14 protein-coding genes and 4 tRNA genes are annotated in these 19,100 nt (G+C 60.2%); 16 read left to right on the top strand and 2 right to left on the bottom strand.

Annotated elements, in window-relative coordinates; all coding sequences use genetic code 11:
* Positions 1-24: 24 nt before the first annotated feature.
* From KHP07_RS20390 to KHP07_RS20345, 10 genes are all read left to right on the top strand, one after another.
* Positions 25-100: transfer RNA gene (locus tag KHP07_RS20390), tRNA-Ala, on the top strand.
* A gap of 78 nt (positions 101-178) precedes the next feature.
* Positions 179-254: transfer RNA gene (locus KHP07_RS20385), tRNA-Glu, on the top strand.
* A 50-nt stretch (positions 255-304) separates the two neighbouring features.
* Positions 305-380: transfer RNA gene (locus KHP07_RS20380), tRNA-Ala, on the top strand.
* Positions 381-458: 78 nt separating this feature from the next.
* Positions 459-534, top strand: a tRNA-Glu gene (locus KHP07_RS20375).
* A gap of 180 nt (positions 535-714) precedes the next feature.
* Positions 715-1,254, top strand: a complete 540-nt coding sequence (locus KHP07_RS20370) for a TetR/AcrR family transcriptional regulator (RefSeq protein ID WP_078050968.1) — start codon at positions 715-717, stop codon at positions 1,252-1,254.
* Positions 1,255-1,268: 14 nt separating this feature from the next.
* Positions 1,269-2,102, top strand: a complete 834-nt coding sequence (locus KHP07_RS20365; protein ID WP_099494215.1) for an alpha/beta hydrolase — start codon at positions 1,269-1,271, stop codon at positions 2,100-2,102.
* A gap of 40 nt (positions 2,103-2,142) precedes the next feature.
* Positions 2,143-2,577, top strand: a complete 435-nt coding sequence (locus KHP07_RS20360; protein ID WP_100490178.1) for an acyl-CoA thioesterase — start codon at positions 2,143-2,145, stop codon at positions 2,575-2,577.
* 55 nt (positions 2,578-2,632) lie between these two features.
* The gene (locus KHP07_RS20355) at positions 2,633-3,592 is read left to right on the top strand and encodes a tRNA dihydrouridine synthase (RefSeq protein ID WP_078049431.1); all 960 of its coding nucleotides are present in this window, start codon (positions 2,633-2,635) and stop codon (positions 3,590-3,592) included.
* Between the two features lie 545 nt (positions 3,593-4,137).
* Entirely contained in the window at positions 4,138-6,030 is a 1,893-nt protein-coding gene (locus tag KHP07_RS20350; RefSeq protein WP_214497888.1) for a hypothetical protein, read from the top strand.
* Between the two features lie 163 nt (positions 6,031-6,193).
* Positions 6,194-8,134: a hypothetical protein gene (locus tag KHP07_RS20345; RefSeq protein WP_214497887.1), complete on the top strand. Its 1,941-nt coding sequence runs from the start codon at positions 6,194-6,196 to the stop codon at positions 8,132-8,134.
* Here the strand turns inward: KHP07_RS20345 and KHP07_RS20340 are convergent.
* Positions 8,131-11,427 carry an EAL domain-containing protein gene (locus KHP07_RS20340; protein ID WP_214497886.1) on the bottom strand — a complete coding sequence of 1,099 codons (3,297 nt, stop codon included), beginning with the start codon at positions 11,425-11,427 and terminating at the stop codon, positions 8,131-8,133. The two genes, KHP07_RS20345 and KHP07_RS20340, sit on opposite strands and share 4 nt — an antisense overlap.
* Before the next feature lie 66 nt (positions 11,428-11,493).
* Positions 11,494-12,384: a LysR family transcriptional regulator gene (locus KHP07_RS20335; RefSeq protein WP_099494213.1), complete on the bottom strand. Its 891-nt coding sequence runs from the start codon at positions 12,382-12,384 to the stop codon at positions 11,494-11,496.
* A gap of 140 nt (positions 12,385-12,524) precedes the next feature.
* Between KHP07_RS20335 and leuC the strand changes: the two genes are divergently transcribed.
* The 6 genes from leuC to KHP07_RS20305 all read left to right on the top strand — a co-directional run bounded on the left by leuC (position 12,525) and on the right by KHP07_RS20305 (position 19,066).
* A complete protein-coding gene (gene leuC, locus KHP07_RS20330; protein ID WP_078049426.1) occupies positions 12,525-13,943 on the top strand; it encodes a 3-isopropylmalate dehydratase large subunit in 1,419 nt (472 codons plus the stop codon).
* A 10-nt stretch (positions 13,944-13,953) separates the two neighbouring features.
* Entirely contained in the window at positions 13,954-14,598 is a 645-nt protein-coding gene (gene leuD, locus KHP07_RS20325) for a 3-isopropylmalate dehydratase small subunit (RefSeq protein ID WP_033901804.1), read from the top strand.
* Positions 14,599-14,726: 128 nt separating this feature from the next.
* Positions 14,727-15,491, top strand: a complete 765-nt coding sequence (locus KHP07_RS20320) for a class I SAM-dependent methyltransferase (RefSeq protein WP_214497885.1) — start codon at positions 14,727-14,729, stop codon at positions 15,489-15,491.
* A 53-nt stretch (positions 15,492-15,544) separates the two neighbouring features.
* A complete protein-coding gene (gene leuB, locus KHP07_RS20315; protein ID WP_021491199.1) occupies positions 15,545-16,627 on the top strand; it encodes a 3-isopropylmalate dehydrogenase in 1,083 nt (360 codons plus the stop codon).
* Positions 16,628-16,691: 64 nt separating this feature from the next.
* Positions 16,692-17,804 carry an aspartate-semialdehyde dehydrogenase gene (gene asd, locus KHP07_RS20310; RefSeq protein WP_034107599.1) on the top strand — a complete coding sequence of 371 codons (1,113 nt, stop codon included), beginning with the start codon at positions 16,692-16,694 and terminating at the stop codon, positions 17,802-17,804.
* Positions 17,805-18,055: 251 nt separating this feature from the next.
* The gene (locus KHP07_RS20305; RefSeq protein ID WP_214497884.1) at positions 18,056-19,066 is read left to right on the top strand and encodes an aspartate-semialdehyde dehydrogenase; all 1,011 of its coding nucleotides are present in this window, start codon (positions 18,056-18,058) and stop codon (positions 19,064-19,066) included.
* The last annotated feature ends 34 nt before the right edge of the window (positions 19,067-19,100 follow it).

Below are 19,100 nucleotides of genomic sequence, written 5' to 3'. Positions count from 1 at the left end.
GATTCGCCCCGTCCTCACCGATGAGGGGCTATAGCTCAGCTGGGAGAGCGCTTGCATGGCATGCAAGAGGTCAACGGTTCGATCCCGTTTAGCTCCACCAATTTACAGGTTCAAGGTCTGGCCACACCGTCCTTGAATCGATCAGGTCTCAGCCCTGATCAGTTGTACAGAAGGTTTTGTCCCCTTCGTCTAGTGGCCTAGGACACCGCCCTTTCACGGCGGTAACAGGGGTTCGAGTCCCCTAGGGGACGCCAGTTTCAACAAGCAGCTCGAAAGGTCTGCTGCGTCGCGAGACGAAAAATCCGGGGCTATAGCTCAGCTGGGAGAGCGCTTGCATGGCATGCAAGAGGTCAACGGTTCGATCCCGTTTAGCTCCACCAATTTACAGGTTCAAGGTCTGGCCACACCGTCCTTGAATCGATCAGTCCTCAGCGCTGATCAGTGTATAGAAGGTTTGTGTCCCCTTCGTCTAGTGGCCTAGGACACCGCCCTTTCACGGCGGTAACAGGGGTTCGAGTCCCCTAGGGGACGCCACGATTACCCGCTCTGCGGGATTTTTAAGGGTCATTCAATTATTGAATGGCCCTTTTGTTTGTCTGGCGTTTGGCCAATTCTTTTCCCTCCCTCGTTTTTCTTCTGACCAGCGGTCATGCCTGTCGCTTGCCAAATATTATTATGGTAATAATATTCAACCCATGAACATCGGAGGCAATGATGAGCGATAAAAAAGCGCAAACCCGCGAACGCATTTTGCAGGCTGCCAGCGCCGCGTTGATCCAGCGTGGCCCGGCCGAACCGAGTGTGGGTGAAGTCATGGGCGCGGCGGGGCTGACCGTCGGTGGTTTCTACGCGCACTTTGAAAGCAAGGACGCGCTGATGCTGGAGGCCTTCACCCAGCTGCTGGCCAAGCGTCGTGCGTCGATTGACGACATGGACTCAACCTTGACCGGAGAAGAGCGCAGGGCCCTGGTGGCGGCGTTCTACTTGTCGCGCAAGCACCGTGACTCCACCGCCCAGGCCTGCCCGATCCCGGCGACCGTAGGCGAAATGAGCCGCCTGCCAGATGAGTTCCGCCAGGCGTTGAACGAGCACTGTGAGCTGATGGCCGCCCAGTTGGCTGCCAGCCCCGAGGACACCGATAAAGCCTTGGCTGACATGGCGCTGATGATCGGTGGCCTGGCCCTGGCCCGCGCCTTGGGACCAGGTGAGTTGTCTGACCGTGTGCTGCGCGCCGCCAAGTCGGCTGTACGCTAGAAGAGGGCTGCATGATGGGCACGCTAACCTGGATTCGTCGGTTCAACGGCACGCTGGGGCACCTGGCACCGCAAACGGTCGCCAACCGCATGCGTCGCGCCTTCATGACGCCACGCGACCTGCCGCCACGTGATTGGGAGCTGCCGCTGCTGGCGCAATCGGAGCGCATCACCTTGCGCTTCGGTTTGTCTGCGCTGCGTTGGGGCCAGGGGCCGGCGGTGTTGTTGATGCACGGTTGGGAAGGTCGGCCCACACAGTTTGCCAGCCTGATCACGGCGTTGGTCGACAACGGTTACTCGGTGATTGCCCTGGACGGTCCTGCCCACGGCCGCTCGCCGGGGCGTGAGGCCCACGTGCTGCTGTTTGCCCGCGCCATGCTTGAAGCCGCCGCCGAGTTGCCGCCGCTGCACGCCGTAATCGGCCACTCCATGGGTGGCGCCAGTGCGATGCTGGCGGTGCAGTTGGGGCTGCGTACCGAGGCGTTGGTGAGTATCGCCGCTCCGTCGCGATTCCTGGATGTGCTGCGCGGCTTCACCCGGATGGTGGGTTTGCCAGCGCGGGCGCGTTCGGCGTTTATCCAGGAGGTCGAGCTGACCTTCGGCATGCCGCTCAAGCACTTGGATGTGGCCCACTACCAGATGAATATCCCCGGCCTGATCGTGCACGCCGAAGACGATACCTTCGTCCCGGTCAAGGCGTCTCAAGCCATTCACGAAGCCTGGTTCGACAGCCGCCTGTTGCGGCTGGAGCAGGGCGGGCACCAGAAAGTACTGGCCGATCCGCGCCTGATCGACGGTGTGCTGGCGTTGCTGGCTGGCGCTCGTTTACAGGTGCGGCAAACCGCCTGATACACTCTCCCCGCCGACATTAATCGACTGGGAGCAAGGCATGGGCTGGGATTTGGCAACGCCGTTTATCATCGATCTGCAGGTCGCCCCTGAAGACATCGACGGCCTGGGGCACGCCAACAACGCGGTATACGTGTCCTGGCTGGAGCGCTGCGCCTGGCGCCACTCCCAGCGCCTCGGGCTGGACCTGACCGAATATCGCCGCCTGGACCGCGCCATGGCCGTGGTGCGCCATGAGATCGACTACCTGGCCGCAGGCTATGAGGGCGACGAGCTGCAACTGGCCACCTGGATCGTCGACTGGGACCAACGCCTGAAGATGACCCGGCGCTTTCAACTGGTCCGGCCCCGCGACGGTGTCACCTTGCTGCGTGCCCAAACCACGTTTGTCTGCATTGAACTGTCCACCGGCAAGCCCAAGCGCATGCCTGCCGAATTCCTCGACGGTTATGGCCCCGCCCTGACAGGGGGTTAACGGTTGCTGTGGGAAACCCAGTAAACTGCGCCACGATTTTTGTTGAGTGTTTTCCATGCAAATTGCTTTGGCGCCCATGGAGGGGTTGGTCGACAACATCCTGCGGGACGTGCTGACCCGTGTTGGCGGTATTGACTGGTGCGTGACCGAGTTCATCCGCGTCAACGACCGCCTGCTCACCCCGGCGTATTTCCACAAGCTCGCCCCGGAACTGCTGCACGGTGCCCACACTGCTGCCGGCGTGCCGCTGCGCGTGCAATTGCTCGGCTCCGACCCAGTGTGCCTGGCGGAAAACGCCGCCCTGGCGTGTGAGCTGGGTTCGCAAGTCATCGACCTCAACTTCGGCTGCCCGGCCAAGACCGTCAACAAGTCCCGTGGCGGCGCGGTGTTGCTCAAGGAGCCGGAGCTGCTCAATCAAATTGTCGAGCACGTTCGCCGCGCCGTACCGGCCCACATCCCGGTCACTGCCAAGATGCGCTTGGGTTTCGACAGCCCGGACGGCGCACTGGTCTGCGCCACGGCGCTGGCTGAAGGCGGCGCAGCCCATATCGTGGTGCATGCGCGTACCAAAACCGATGGTTACAAGCCGCCAGCCCATTGGGAGTGGATCCCGCGGGTACAAGACGTGGTCAAGGTGCCCGTGTTCGCCAACGGTGATATCTGGAGTGTTGAAGACTGGAAGCGTTGCCGCGAAGTCAGTGGTGCCGAAGACATCATGCTCGGCCGTGGCCTGGTTGCCCGCCCGGACCTGGCGCGGCAGATCGCAGCGGCGCGGGCCGGTGAAGAAGTGGTCGAGATGACCTGGGCGCAGATGCAGCCCATGCTCCAGGACTTCTGGACCCAGTCGGTGGCGCAGTTGACCGAGCGTCAAGCGCCGGGGCGTTTGAAGCAATGGCTGGCTATGTTGACGCGTAACTACCCGGAGGCGGTGGAGTTGTTCAATGCGATGCGCCGCGAGACCGAACTGGACAAGGTGGCGTTGCTGCTCGGGATGGCGCCTGTTCTGAAAGATTAAGTTCGCATTTATAAACGTTACAAGCAGCTTGAAAGGGGCGCCATTGGCGCCCTTTTTTTTGGGCGCGTTTAAGCGTGATCTTCTTGAGCGTGGGGTGCTAGAAGGTGGGTGTTTATTGTTGTTTTTAGGGCGGGTAACAGTGTGAGGTGTATGTTTTTATTTTATTGCCACATTGGGTTTGTTTGTTTTGCAGGTTGTTTTGTTATCTGTGTGTGCGTGGGGGGGCGGACTAGCATAAGTTGGCGTGACTGGTTTGATTTAATGATTGCATTATTTATACGGTCGGGCGCCTTATTACCTTATGTCTCTGTGGTGGGGTTGGTTAATGGGTGCGGGCTGTAGAGTTTCGTAAGTAGTCATGGGGTAAAGTCTGATTTTTCATTTTGGTTTCCTTATATGAATAAGGATTTTTGGAACTCGATAGCGCCGCGCCCCACCAATCGTGGGACTGCGAAGTGATGATGATTATTTCCAGTTCTAATTTATCGCTGCCAGGTTTAATGGGTTGTTGACGGGTGGCACCACACAAAGAGTGAGAAAAGTACATGTCCAATATATCGGCGAACAATTTCCAAGGTTTTAAGCCAGAACTTCACGCGGCAGACCAATCCGCGACTGAAACGTTGAAGGATATAGAAAAAAACAATACCTCTCGCGCAGAGCCGGGTTCGAAAAACAGCACGTTACCGCGCAACGACACCACCCAAGTGATTGGGAAGGAAGTGACGGTTAACTCCGATGCGTTGGAAAAGTTATTTGAGATGTTTGAGCTCGTCTTCAAGGCAATGCGCAGTTTGTTATCAGGCAGGGGGTTTAACGCAAAGTTACCAGCCGATACGACCACGGTGCTCCCAGCTAGCGATACGCAGGTGAGGGCTAGCACTGGCGGTAGCGTGCATATAGCCGCGAAAGCAAAAGGCACAGAGTCGGCGCCGAATGCTGATAATGGTACACATGTAAAACTTGGCACTGACGGTAGCATTCAGCTGGGTGTGAATGGCAAAGGCACTGAGTCGGCGCCAAATGCTGATAAAGGTACACATGTAAAACTTGGCACCGACGGTAGCATTCAGCTAGGTGTGAATGGCAAAGGCACTGAGTCGGCGCCGAGTGCTGATAAAGGTACGCAGGTGAAACTTGGCACCGACGGTAGCATTCAGGTAAGTGTGAATGGCAAAGGCACTGAGGCGACGCTACCGACGGCAGGCAAAGGTACGCAGGCTGACCTCGGCGCAGGCCTGAGAGTGCAGGGCTTCAGGACAGACAAGCGCGCTGATTCGGCGCAAACAAGCGCTGGGAAAGATACGCAGACTAATATCGACGCCAATGTCAGCGTGCAGGCTGGCGGGAAAGACAAAATCACTGATTCGGCGCAACCAAAGACTGAGAAAGATACGCAGACTAACCTCGGTGCCAGTGCTAGCGTGCAGGCTGGCGGGAAAGACAAAGTCACTGATTCGGCGCAGCCAAATACTGGGAAAAATACGCAGACTAGCCTCGACGCCAACGTCAGCGTGCAGGCTGGCGGGAAAGACAAAATCACTGATTCGGCGCAGCCAAATACTGGGAAAAATACGCAGACTAGCCTCGACGCCAACGTCAGCGTGCAGGCTGGCGGGAAAGACAAAATCGCTGATTCGGCGCAGCCAAAGACTGAGAAAGATACGCAGACTAACCTCGGTGCCAGTGCGAGCGTGCAGGCTGGCGGTAAAGACAACGTCACTGATTCGGCGCAGCCAAATACTGGGAAAGGTACGCAGACTAACCTCGGTGCCAGTGCTAGCGCGCAAGCTGCTGGGAAAGGCACAGCCACTGATTCGGCGCAGCCAAATACTGGGAAAGATAACCAGACTAGCCTCGACGCCAACGTCAGCGTGCAGGCTGGCGGGAAAGACAACGTCACTGTTTCGGCGCAGCCGAGTGCCGGAACCGCTTCCCAAGTCAGCATCGGGTCCGAGGGTGATGCCAAGGTCACGGTCCTGCCAGATGGCAGCACGCAGGTGAGCCTGACGCCTGATAACGGCAGGCAGTTCAATATCAATCTGGCTGCCGGTATCCAAGTCAGGGTGAGTTCGGAGGACTTGTCTGGCCCTCGTCCGTTGCGCAATCCGCAGTTGAATACTGATGTAGCAAAAGTGGAGGTTCGACCCAATACGGCGGCCACTATCGCAAACAAAACCGATACCAAACTAAGCGCTGACGCGACACCCAGTAATGAGGCAAATGCAGAAGTGAAGACTGCTGCTGCACCCCTCGTTGAGCTGAAGGCTGGTGGCAAGACGGATGAAAGCGTTGTGGCTGTTGTTGAGCCGAAGATTGAGACCAAAGCCGCTGACAAGCCCAAGCTTTCCAACGGTATGACACCTCTGACACCTCTGGCATCCGGTGCTGAAGGTCCTGCCCCTCGTGGTCCCGGCGCCTCCCAGCGCGCGCTATAACGGCCGACGGTCCGTTATCTTCACTCGCTGAGTGATAACTAAGGCTCTCTGATTGCTAGCGCAGTGGGGGAGCCTTTTTTGCAACGTAGAGGCGCCTGTTTGCACGGGTTTAAGTATGTTCAATCGACGGCGCGCCTGACTACTGCTTTTAAGAGTGATTGCTATGAATACGTTTGCGATTGGATCCTCTGCGCGCTCGACTTCCACGGCGTCGCAGTTTTCCACTATCTCGGAGAAAGAAACGTCTCTCTTCCACGCTTTTGAGTCCCCTGAACGCGCTTTCGGCGAGCATTACGATGCCAGCTCACACAGCGCAGTCATCAAACTGATGATGCACACCTTTGGCAAGCAGCCTGAGGCTATGTTCAGCAGTGTGCGCAGTAATCGCGGGGGGTATGACGTCACGATGAAAGATGGCTACAGGCTGCACCTTTCCCGGCAGGAGCTGCAACAAGCAGGGGCGGCATCACGTTTTACCGGCAGCGACAACGAAGTACTGGGCAGCGCCCATTTCGCACTGGCGGTATTCATCAAGCGCAAACAGCTGGGAAGTGGCAATGCCGCTGATTTGCCAAGTTTTACGTCAGTCCTGACCGCTTCTTTGCAGGGTGAGACAACCTTAAACATGTTCAAAGGCATGGGCTTATCCGGCCATCTCAAGTACGAGCCTACTGCCACGGTTGTCGGCGAAGGGCGGTGGGGGGTGGCCCACAGTCATAACCTGGGTTCATCGTTGATATACGCCGGCAAGGCGCACCGCGCGGGCAGGGGGCGTTCACCCGATCAAAGCTACATGTATACGCTGCAGAGCCATAGCGCGCCGAAGCCTCCTACCGCCCCTGTCCCTGTCGTACCCATGCCTGTGGTGAGGATCACGCCCCAGGTTGACCAGGCCAAGGGTATCCGTCCCCAGGTCGCAGAGGTGTTGCAAGGGTTCATTGCCCCCTCGGGTCATTTCGGTGAGGTGTTCGACCTCAGCAGCCACGCAGCCGTCATCAAGATGATGATGCTCAGGTTTGGCCGGTCGCCGTCCGATGTCTTCGAAAGGATCAACGCCACGGGCAATGGGTACAGCATCACCCTGAAAGATGGTTTTGAGCTGACGTTGTCGACGCAGGAGCTGCAGCGCACCGCCGAGGCGACGCGGTTTACAGGCCCTGACACGCAAATGCGCAACGACGCCAACCTGATCCTGGCCGCCTACGCAAAGCGCAAGCAGCTCATCCGCAACGTGCAGTTTGATGCAGCGCTGTCCGTTACGCTGCGGGGTGAGAGCATCTACAGGGTCTTGACGGGGATGGGCTTGATCGGCTTTTTGCGGATTGTGCCTCCCGCCAAGCTTCAAGAACCCCACAGTATTGGCGTCACCGAGACCTCCAGTTTTTCGGGGGCGTTGGTGGTGGAGGGTGTTAAACATAGCCACGGCAAGAAAGATGCGGTCGGTAAAGACTACGGCTACCAGCTCGCCGCAGACCTACCCCACGAGCAAGATGGTCAACCTGCGCGATTCCCGGCTGCGCCCATTGGCGTCGAGCCCGACGATATCTGGAGTGGTTTCTATCAGGGCATGGAGGGTAACTGTGTCACGGTGTCCGCCATCAAAGCGGCGATGATGAAGTACGGGCAAAACCCTTTGGGTATTTTCAAGCGTGTCACCGAAACGCCGGGAGGCTACTCCATCACCATGCGCGATAACTGCACGGTGCGGCTCACCTTCGCCGAGCTGGAAAGGGCCCGGGCAGCCGCCCACTTTCGTGGTCCGAATGCTGGCCTTATTGGCAATGCCGTGTTCCTTTATGCAGCGAGCGCCAAGCGGGCACAGTTGGAGAATCACGAGTTTCGCGCCGGCGTCAGTTTTGACGTCGCCCTGCAAACGCTGAACGACGGCGAGGTTCCTGGCGATGCATTACGCCGCCTCGGCTTGTACGCCTTTACGCGCACCAGTAGCGTGGATGAATTGGCATCAGGCGTACCTGGCACCCTGGCGAACTTTGGGCATTCGGTTGTCGTGATAGAGGGTAAATTCGATGAGTATGGCGCCAAGCGCGACTTGAATAGCTCGCACTGGAATCAAGCCGACGGCGTCGCACTGAAATTGGTTTAACCCCGGCCATCCCCCGCGATCAAGCGTTCCCTGAAACCGATCATGGGCAGTGGCCGGCTGTGCAGATACCCTTGGTACAGATGGCAACCCAGGCCCTGCAGGAAGGCCAGTTGCTCCTGGGTTTCCACGCCTTCGGCAATCACTTCCAGGTTCAAGCTGCGGGCCATGGCCACGATGGCGCGTATGATTTCGGCGTCGTTGGGGTCATGGGTGGCGTCACGCACGAAGGACTGGTCGATTTTCAACGCATCCACGGGCAAGCGCTTGAGGTAGGTGAGCGACGAGTAACCGGTGCCGAAGTCATCCATCGCAAAGCTCACGCCGAGCTTTTTCAGGCGGCGCATTTTGCTGATGGTGTCGTCCAGGTTCTGGATCACGATGCCTTCGGTGATTTCCAGTTTCAGCAGGCTGAACGGCAGTTGGTGCTGCTTGAGGCTGCGTTCCACCCGCTCAACGAAGTCGTTCTGGCGAAACTGCCGGGGGCTGATGTTCACGCACAGGCTGAAATTCAGCGGGTCCACCAAGCCTTCCGCGATCAACTGTTGAAAGGCCGCGCAGGCTTCGTCCAGGATCCAGGTGCCGACTTCCAGGATCAGGCCACTGTCTTCGAGCACTTTGATAAATTCAGACGGTGACTGCGCCCCAAGCTGTGGATGCTGCCAGCGCACCAGGGCCTCGGCACCGACTATCCGATTGCCACGCGCATCGACCTGGGGCTGGTAATGCACGCTGAACTCGCCGCGCGACAGGGCCAGGCGCAGGTCGGTCTCCATGCGCAGGCGTTCGCTGGCGGTTTTCTGCATGCTGTTGTGGAACATCTGCGTGGTGTTGCGCCCTGAGTCCTTGGCGCGGTACAGGGCAATGTCGGCCCGTTTGAGCAAGTCCGCAGGCGTTGAACCGTGATCGGGAATCAGCGCCACGCCAATGCTCGGCGTGACCTGCAAGCGATGCCCGTCCAGGAACATCGGCTCCGAGAGCAATTCGCGCAGAGTATCGGCCAGCTCCTGCACCTGGCCGCTGACTTCCGTGCGCGTGCCGTCAAGGCCGCTGAGCAGTACCACGAACTCATCGCCACCCAGGCGCGCCACGGTGTCCTCCATGCGCACGCTGGCTTCCAGGCGGGCGGTGACGATCTTCAGCACCGTGTCGCCCACCGGGTGGCCGAGTGAATCGTTGATGTGCTTGAAATGGTCAAGGTCGAGGAACAGCAATGCGCCGCGCAGGCTATGCCGCTTGAGCAAGGCGATCTGCTGGCTCAGGCGGTCCATCAGCAGGGCGCGGTTGGGCAGGTTGGTCAGCGGGTCGTGGTAGGCCAGGTGGCGGATCTGCGCCTGGGCGTTTTTCAGCAGGCTCACGTCCCGGGCGGTCAGCAGCAGGCAGGGCGTTTCATTCAGGGTGATGGGCTCCACCGAAACTTCCACTGCCAGCACTTCGCCGCGTTTGTTGTGCCAGAGCATCTCCAGATGGTGGATACGGCCTTTGATCTGCAATTCCGCCAGCAGCGCCGCGCGCTGGTTTTCATCGGCCCAAATGCCGATCTGGTAGAGGGTCAGACCGATGGCTTCATCGGCACGGTAGCCGGTCAGGCGGCAAAAGCCGTCGTTGACCTCCACGTAGCGGCCGGTATCGCGCTCGGTGATGGAAATCGCGTCGGGGCTGGAATGGAAAGCCTTGGCGAATTTCTCTTCGCTGGCCTTCAGTGCCGCCTCCGAGCGTTGCTGCTGGGTGATATCGCGCAGCGTGGTGACGATGCAGGGCTGGTCGCCGACCTTGATCAAGCGGCTGGAAATCATGCAGGTCAGGCTCTGGCCACCCTTGTGATGCACCACGATGGCCACATTGCTCAGCGCCTGCTCGCGGATCACCCGCTCGATACGCTGCAGGCGCTTGCTCGACTCGTCCCACAGCCCGATCTCTTCGGCGCTTTTGTCGATGACCTCGGCCGCCGTCCAGCCAAAGGTCTGGGTGAAGGCCGGGTTGATTTCGATAAACGCGCCGCTGTCCAGGCAAGTGACGCAGATCGGGTCAGGGCTGGCCTGGAACAGGCTGGCGAATTTTTCTTCGGAGGCCGTCAGGCGTTGTTCACGCTCCACCTGGTCGGTGATATCCAGCAACGTGCCGGCCATGCGCAGCGGCGCACCGTGTTCATCGCGGTACAGGCGCGCGCGGCTTTCGAGGTAGCGCGAGCTGCCGTCTTCCATCGGCACGCGGTAGGTCAGTTGATAGTTGCCGGCCGGGCCTTCGCGCAGGGTGCGGTAGGCGTTGCGCATGCTATCGCGCTCTTCATCGGGCATGCCCTCGAAGAAGGCGTCGAAGGACTCATGGAATGGCTCCGGTGGCAGGCCGTGCAGTTGGGCGGCGCGCGCCGAGCCGTAGAGTATGCCGGTGGGAATGTGCCAGTCCCAGGTGCCTAGTTGCGCCGAGTCCAGGGCCAGGTCGAGGCGCTCCTGGCTGTCCTTGAGGGCCTGCTCGGCGTTTTTGCGCTCAGTGGTGTCGAGAAACGTACTGATCAGGTAGGCCTCACCCTCCAGCTCGACTTTTTGTGCGCTGAGCGTGCCGTCGTGGATCTGGCCGTTACTGGCGCAAAATTGCACCTCCATGGTGATGGGCTCGCCCTTGCGCTGGGTGGCCTTGACCAGCTGCGCGCGTTGCTCGGGGTGGCGCCACAGGCCCAGGTCCAGGGTGGTGCGGCCGATGGCGTCGGCCACCGGCCAGCCGAAGAGCATCTCGAAGTACTGGTTGGCTTCACTGATCAGGCCGTCGGACTGGCGCGTCAGCAAGACCATATTGGGGCACAGGTGAAACAGCGTGGCGAAGCGTTTTTCCGAGTGGCTGAGGGCGCGCTCCCGCTCGCGTTGGCGGGTGGTCTCGCGGATCACCCCGATCATGCGCCGTCGTCCGGCTTTGTCAGGTGCCAGGCTGCCATTGATTTCCAGCCAGTGGTGGGTGCCGTCCGGCCACTGGATATGGTGATGCATGGCCTGCTCGAACGGCTCGCCGGCCAGAACCGCGTGAAAGGCCCGCACCACGCGGGCGCGATCCTGTGGCGCGAGCAGGTCGAGGTAGTCCAGGTCCTTGGGCAGTGGCTGGCGCGGATCAAAGCCAAACAGCGCCTGGGTGCCGCGTGACCAACTGATTCTGCCGGTGTCGATTTCCCAGCACCACGCGCCCAGCCGGGCAGCATTGAGCGCTGCCAGCAATTGCGGGGCGCTGTCCCAGCTTTGTTCCGCCTCTTGAGGGTCAAGGGCGTAAATACGGGGCAGGGGTGGCAAGGAGTCGACGGGGTTGCGCATTATCACAGGGCCTTGGCTCGATGGGCGTAAGGCGCGGTTCAGTTCAGACCTTGAGGCCGCACAGGTTCATGCCGGAATCCCTGGCAGATCGACTTGTGCATCCAATAGGCTCATGAAAGCCCGCGCAGCATTCGACAGCGTCCTTTCGGTGTGCACGATATAGCCTAGCTGGCGACTGAGCTGTATGCCCGGCAAAGCGATACTTGCCACCTGTTCATCCAGCATCGTGCGCGGCAACACGCTCCAGGCCAGGCCGATAGACACCATCATCTTGATAGTTTCCAAATAGTTAGTGCTCATCGCGATGTTTGGCGTAAGGCCCTGGGCCTCGAACAGCCGGCTGACAATATGGTGGGTAAAGGTGTTGCCGCCGGGGAAAACCGCCGGGTGGCCGGCAATGTCCGCCAAGCTGACCTTGCCGTTGCTGGTCAGGCTATGCTCCGGCGCCACCACGAAATCCAGCGGGTCGTCCCACACCGGGGTGGCCCGCACCAGGTGGTGGGGATCGGGCGCCAGGGTGATCACCGCCACTTCGGCGCGGCCATGGAGGATTTCTTCGTAGGCCACTTCTGAATCGAGGAACTGAATATCCAGCGCCACATTCGGGTATTCCCGTGTAAAGGTACGCAGGATCGGCGGCAGGCGGTGCAGGCCGATATGGTGACTGGTGGCTAAAGTGAGGCGCCCGCTGACCTCGCCGGTCAGGTTGGTAAGGGCGCGGCGCGTATCGTCCAGCACGTTGAGGATCTGATAAGCGCGCGGCAGCAAGGCCCGGCCGGCTTCGGTCAAGCCGACTTCACGGCCCAGGCGGTCGAACAAACGCACCTTTAATTGTTGCTCCAGGCCGGCGATGCGTTTGCTGATGGCCGGTTGGGTCAGGTGCAGACGCTCGCCGGCGCCGGAGAAGCTGCCGGTCTCGGCGATGGCTATAAAGGCATTGAGGTTGGCCAGGTCCATGGTGGTATTCCAGTTGGTAATCCAAAGCATAAAAAATATGAATTTGAGTTATTTAATGTAGCGCCATACCATCAGCCTCACAAGCCAAAGGGTTATTGAAAAGCCCGGCATAAAGAAACACCGCTGATGAGGACCGACTGATGGCCGGCAAAACGCTTTACGACAAGCTTTGGGATTCCCATGAAGTGAAACGGCGCGACGATGGCTCGTCGCTGATCTATATCGACCGTCACATCATCCATGAAGTGACCTCGCCCCAAGCGTTCGAAGGCCTGCGACTGGCCGGGCGCAAGCCTTGGCGCGTCGACTCCATCATTGCCACGCCAGACCATAACGTGCCCACCACGCCAGAGCGCAAAGGCGGCATCGAAGCCATTGCCGACCAGGTGTCGCGTTTGCAGGTGCAGACCCTCGACGACTACTGCGACGAATATGGCATTACCGAATTCAAGATGAATGACGTGCGTCAAGGCATCGTTCACGTGATCGGCCCGGAGCAGGGCGCCACTTTGCCGGGCATGACCGTGGTCTGCGGTGACTCCCATACGTCGACTCACGGTGCCTTTGGCGCCCTGGCCCACGGCATCGGCACCTCCGAGGTGGAACATGTGTTCGCCACCCAGTGCCTGGTCGCCAAGAAAATGAAGAATATGTTGGTTAAGGTCGAAGGCCAGTTGCCATTTGGCGTGACCGCCAAAGACATCGTACTCGCCGTGATCGGCAAGATCGGCACCGCCGGCGGTAACGGCCATGCCATCGAGTTCGCCGGCAGCGCGATTCGCGACCTGTCCATCGAAGGCCGCATGACCATTTGCAACATGTCCATCGAAGCCGGTGCCCGCGTGGGCATGGTGGCGGCGGACGAAAAGACCGTCGAATACGTAAAAGGCCGTCCATTCGCCCCGCAAGGCGCGGATTGGGACGCCGCCGTCGAAGCCTGGAAAGACCTGGTCTCCGACGCCGACGCGGTGTTCGACACCGTGGTCGAACTCGACGCTGCCCAGATCAAGCCACAAGTCAGCTGGGGCACTTCGCCGGAAATGGTCCTGGCCGTCGACCAGAACGTGCCGGACCCGGCCAAAGAGGCCGACCTGGTCAAGCGTGGTTCCATCGAGCGCGCCTTGAAGTACATGGGTTTGCAGGCCAACCAGGCGATCACCGATATCCAGTTGGATCGCGTGTTCATCGGTTCCTGCACCAACTCGCGGATTGAAGACCTGCGCGCAGCGGCGGTGATCGCCAAGGGCCGCAAAGTGGCGTCGACCATCAAGCAAGCCATCGTGGTGCCGGGTTCGGGCCTGGTCAAAGCGCAAGCCGAAGCCGAAGGCCTGGACAAGATCTTCCTTGAAGCCGGTTTTGAATGGCGTGAGCCGGGCTGCTCGATGTGCCTGGCGATGAACCCGGACCGTTTGGAATCGGGCGAGCATTGCGCGTCCACCTCCAACCGAAACTTCGAAGGGCGTCAGGGTGCCGGCGGGCGTACCCACCTGGTCAGCCCGGCCATGGCCGCTGCGGCGGCCGTCAACGGTCGTTTCATCGACGTTCGCGAATTGATCTGAGGAATACCTGATGCGTGCTTTTACTCAACACACCGGCCTTGTCGCCCCTTTGGATCGCGCCAACGTCGACACCGACCAGATCATCCCCAAGCAGTTCTTGAAGTCGATCAAGCGCACCGGTTTTGGCCCGAACCTGTTCGACGAGTGGCGCTACCTGGACGTGGGCTACGCCTACCAGGACAACTCCAAGCGCCCGCTGAACAAGGACTTCGTGCTCAACGCCGAGCGTTACCAAGGCGCCAGCGTACTGCTGGCCCGTGAGAACTTCGGTTGCGGTTCCAGCCGTGAACACGCGCCGTGGGCCCTGGAAGAATATGGCTTTCGCAGCATCATCGCGCCGAGCTACGCCGACATCTTCTTCAACAACAGCTTCAAGAATGGCCTGCTGCCGATCATCTTGACCGACGCGGAAGTCGACGAGCTGTTCAAGCAGGTGGAAGCTGAAGAAGGCTACCAACTGACCGTCGACCTGGCCGCGCAAACCGTGACCCGTCCGGATGGCAAGGTGTATCACTTTGAAGTGGATGCGTTCCGTAAGCACTGCCTGATCAACGGCTTGGACGATATCGGCCTGACCTTGCAGGACGGCGATGCGATAGCGGCGTTTGAAGCCAAGCACCGGGCAAGCCAGCCCTGGTTGTTTCGCGATGCCTGATTTGCGGTAACCGTGCGGGCGCTATCGCGGGCAAGCCCGACTCCCACATTGGAATGCATTCCAACTGTGGGAGCTGGCTTGCCTGCGATAGCGCCCGTACAGCCACCCCAAAACCCAAGGAAAGCACCATGACCAGCACCGCCCACACCCAAATCGTGCAAAAACAATTCGGCGAGCAAGCCTCAGCCTACCTGAGCAGTGCCGTGCACGCCCAAGGCACCGAATTCGCGCTGCTGCAGGCCGAACTGGCCGGGCAGGGCAGCGCGCGCTTGCTGGACCTGGGGTGCGGTGCCGGTCATGTCAGCTTCCACGTGGCGCCATTGGTTAAAGAAGTGGTGGCCTACGACCTGTCCCAGCAGATGCTTGACGTGGTCGCCGCCGCTGCGGTGGACGGTGGCCTGGGCAATATCCGTACTGTGCACGGCGCTGCCGAGCGCCTGCCGTTCGCCGATGGGGAGTTCGACTTCGTGTTCAGCCGTTATTCGGCCCATCACTGGAGCGACCTCGGCCTGGCCCTGCGCGAAGTGCGCCGCGTGCTCAAACCGGGCGGCGTAGCGGCGTTCGTCGACGTCTTGTCACCGGGCAGCCCGCTGTTGGACACTTACCTGCAAACCGTCGAAGTGCTGCGCGACACCAGCCACGTGCGCGATTACGCTGCCGCCGAGTGGATGCAGCAGCTCAGCGAGTCCGGCCTGCATGTGCGCAACAGCAGCCGCCAACGCTTGCGCCTGGAATACACCTCATGGGTCGAGCGCATGCGCACGCCAGAGGTATTGCGCGCAGCGATACTTGAGCTGCAACAGGCGATGGGCCAGGAAGTGCGCGATTATTACGAAATTCAGGCCGACGGCACCTTCAGCACCGACGTGCTGGTGGTCTTTGCCGAACGCTGATTGATTTTTCCCGACCTGCCCACGGGCGGGTCGCTTGATGAAATGAGGAACGCATGAGCAAGCAGATTCTGATTCTCCCTGGCGACGGTATTGGTCCGGAAATCATGGCCGAAGCGGTCAAGGTCCTGGAACTCGCCAACAGCAAGTACAGCCTGGGCTTCGAACTGAGCCACGACGTGATCGGCGGCGCTGCCATCGATAAGCACGGCGTACCGCTGGCCGACGAGACCCTGGACCGTGCGCGTGCGGCCGACGCTGTACTGCTCGGCGCCGTCGGCGGCCCGAAATGGGACAAGATCGAACGCGATATCCGCCCTGAGCGCGGCCTGCTGAAGATCCGCGCGCAACTGGGCCTGTTCGGCAACCTGCGCCCGGCGATCCTCTACCCGCAACTGGCCGACGCGTCGAGCCTCAAGCCGGAAGTGGTCGCGGGCCTGGATATCCTCATCGTGCGCGAGCTGACCGGCGGTATCTACTTCGGCTCGCCGCGCGGTGTGCGTGAGCTGGAAAATGGCGAGCGCCAGGCCTACGACACCCTGCCGTACAGCGAGAGCGAAATCCGCCGTATCGCCCGCGTGGGTTTCGACATGGCCCGTGTGCGTGGCAAGAAGGTCTGCTCGGTGGATAAAGCCAACGTGTTGGCTTCCAGCCAACTGTGGCGCGAAATCGTTGAAGAAGTGGCCAAGGACTACCCGGACGTCGAACTGAGCCACATGTACGTCGATAACGCCGCCATGCAACTGGTGCGTGCACCCAAGCAGTTCGACGTGATCGTCACCGATAACCTGTTCGGCGACATCCTGTCCGACCAGGCCTCGATGCTCACCGGTTCCATCGGCATGCTGCCGTCGGCGTCCCTGGATACCAACAACAAGGGCATGTACGAGCCTTGCCACGGTTCGGCGCCGGACATCGCGGGCCAAGGCATTGCCAACCCGCTGGCGACCATTTTGTCGGTGTCGATGATGCTGCGTTACAGCTTCAACCTGAGCGAAGCGGCGGATGCCATCGAGAAGGCCGTGAGCCTGGTGTTGGACCAAGGCCTGCGCACTGGCGACATCTGGTCGCAGGGTTGCACCAAGGTCGGTACGCAAGAAATGGGCGACGCAGTAGTCGCCGCGCTGCGGAATCTGTAATCTCTCGGGCCCGCTTGCAGTTGTTGCTGCAAGGCGGCCCACTTTTTAACAAGGTGTAGTTGCGATGAAACGTGTAGGTCTGATCGGTTGGCGCGGTATGGTCGGTTCCGTGCTCATGCAGCGGATGCTGGAAGAGCAGGATTTCGATCTTATTGAGCCGGTGTTTTTCACCACTTCGAATGTGGGTGGCCAAGGGCCGTCTGTGGGCAAGGATATTGCTCCACTCAAGGACGCCTACAGCATTGAAGAGCTGAAAACCCTCGACGTGATTCTGACCTGTCAGGGTGGCGACTACACCAGCGAAGTCTTCCCCAAGCTGCGCGAAGCCGGCTGGCAGGGTTACTGGATCGACGCTGCCTCGAGCCTGCGCATGCAGGATGATGCGGTGATCATCCTTGACCCGGTGAACCGCAAGGTCATTGACCAGCAACTGGACGCCGGCACCAAGAACTACGTCGGTGGCAACTGCACCGTCAGCTTGATGCTGATGGGCCTGGGTGGCCTGTTCGAGGCTGGCCTAGTCGAGTGGATGAGCGCCATGACCTATCAGGCGGCCTCCGGTGCCGGCGCGCAGAACATGCGTGAACTGATCAAGCAGATGGGCGCGACTCACGCCGCCGTTGCCGATCAACTGGCCGACCCGGCCAGCGCGATCCTCGACATCGACCGTCGTGTGGCCGAAGCCATGCGCAGTGACGCCTACCCGACCGAGAACTTCGGCGTGCCACTGGCCGGCAGCCTGATCCCGTGGATCGACAAAGAGCTGCCGAACGGCCAGAGCCGCGAAGAGTGGAAGGCCCAGGCCGAAACCAACAAGATCCTCGGCCGCTTCAAGAACCCGATCCCGGTGGACGGCATCTGCGTGCGCATCGGCGCCATGCGCTGCCACAGCCAGGCGCTGACCATCAAGTTGAACAAAGATGTGCCGATCGCCGATATCGAAGCGTTGATCAGCCAGCACAACCCATGGGTCAAGCTGGTGCCGAACAACCGCGACATCAGCATGCAGGAGCTGAGCCCGACCAAGGTCACCGGCACCCTGAATGTACCGGTGGGCCGTTTGCGCAAGCTGAACATGGGCAGCCAGTTCCTCGGCGCGTTCACCGTTGGCGACCAGCTGCTGTGGGGCGCCGCCGAACCGCTGCGTCGCATGCTGCGGATTCTGCTGGAGCGTTGATCGCTTGAGGCAATATTGGAAACCCGCGCTCTGGTGACAGGTGCGGGTTTTTTTATTGGCCTTTGGTGCCTCTTCGCGAGTAAGCCCGCTCCCACATTTGATTGCATTTCAACTGAATAAACTCGGTTGAATGTGGGAGCGGGCTTGCTCGCGAAGAGGCCATCAGCCACACCACAAAAGCCGGGTTAATTGCCTCACCCAGCACCACCCGGTAAAGTGCCGCTCCCCCCGCAATGCCCGAGGCAGCCCCCATGACCCAGACCTTTGATATCGCCGTGATCGGCGCCACCGGTACCGTCGGCGAAACCCTGGTGCAGATCCTCGAAGAGCTGGACTTCCCGGTGGGCACCCTGCACCTGCTGGCCGGCAACAACTCTGCCGGTGCCTCGGTGCCGTTTCGCGGCAAGAACCTGCGGGTGAGGGAGGTCGATGAGTTCGACTTCAGCAAAGTACAGCTGGCGTTCTTTGCGGCGGGGCCGGCGGCCACCCTGAGTTTTGCGCCGCGTGCCACGGCAGCGGGTTGCTCGGTGATCGACTTGTCCGGCGCCTTGCCGGCCGAGCAGGCGCCTCAAGTCGTGCCGGAAGCCAATGCCCATGTGCTGGATGGCCTGGAAAAACCGTTCCAGCTCGGCAGCCCAAGCCCATCGGCGACCAACCTGGCGGTCGTCCTTGCGCCCTTGCGTGGCCTGCTGGATATCCAGCGAGTGAGTGTCACCGCCAGCCTGGCGATGTCAGCCCAGGGGCGTGAGGCCGTCAGCGAGCTGGCCCGGCAAACCGCCGAGCTGTTGAACATGCGCCCACTGGAGCCGAAATTCTTCGATCGCCAGGTAGCCTTCAACCTGCTTGCACAAGTCGGCACGCCGGACGCCCAAGGTCATACCGCTCTGGAGAAGCGCCTCGTCCATGAGCTGCGTGCGGTGCTGGAATCACCTTTGCTGAAGATTTCCGCAACCTGCGTTCAAGCCCCGGTGTTTTTTGGCGATAGCCTGACTGTGTCCCTGCAACTGGGCGCGGCGGTCGACCTCGCTGCGGTGAACCGGGCACTTGACGCTGCGCCGGGGATCGAGCTCGTGGATGAAGGGGATTTTCCTACAGCCGTAGGTGACGCAGTGGGCCAGGATGTGGTCTATGTCGGTCGTGTCAGGGCGGGCGTGGATGACCTGGCGGAACTAAATCTGTGGCTGACGTCAGATAACGTACGCAAAGGCGCCGCGTTGAATGCCGTGCAGCTGGCGCAGTTGTTGATAAAAGGCCTTGCGTAAAAGATACTTGGCGGCAATTTGTAGATTGATTCTA

The sequence above is a fragment of the Pseudomonas sp. VS40 genome (assembly GCF_018587885.1).
GTDB classification, from domain to species: domain Bacteria; phylum Pseudomonadota; class Gammaproteobacteria; order Pseudomonadales; family Pseudomonadaceae; genus Aquipseudomonas; species Aquipseudomonas pergaminensis.
The sequence above is the reverse complement of the archived record's forward strand: the minus strand, read 5'-3'. Positions and strand labels throughout refer to the sequence as shown.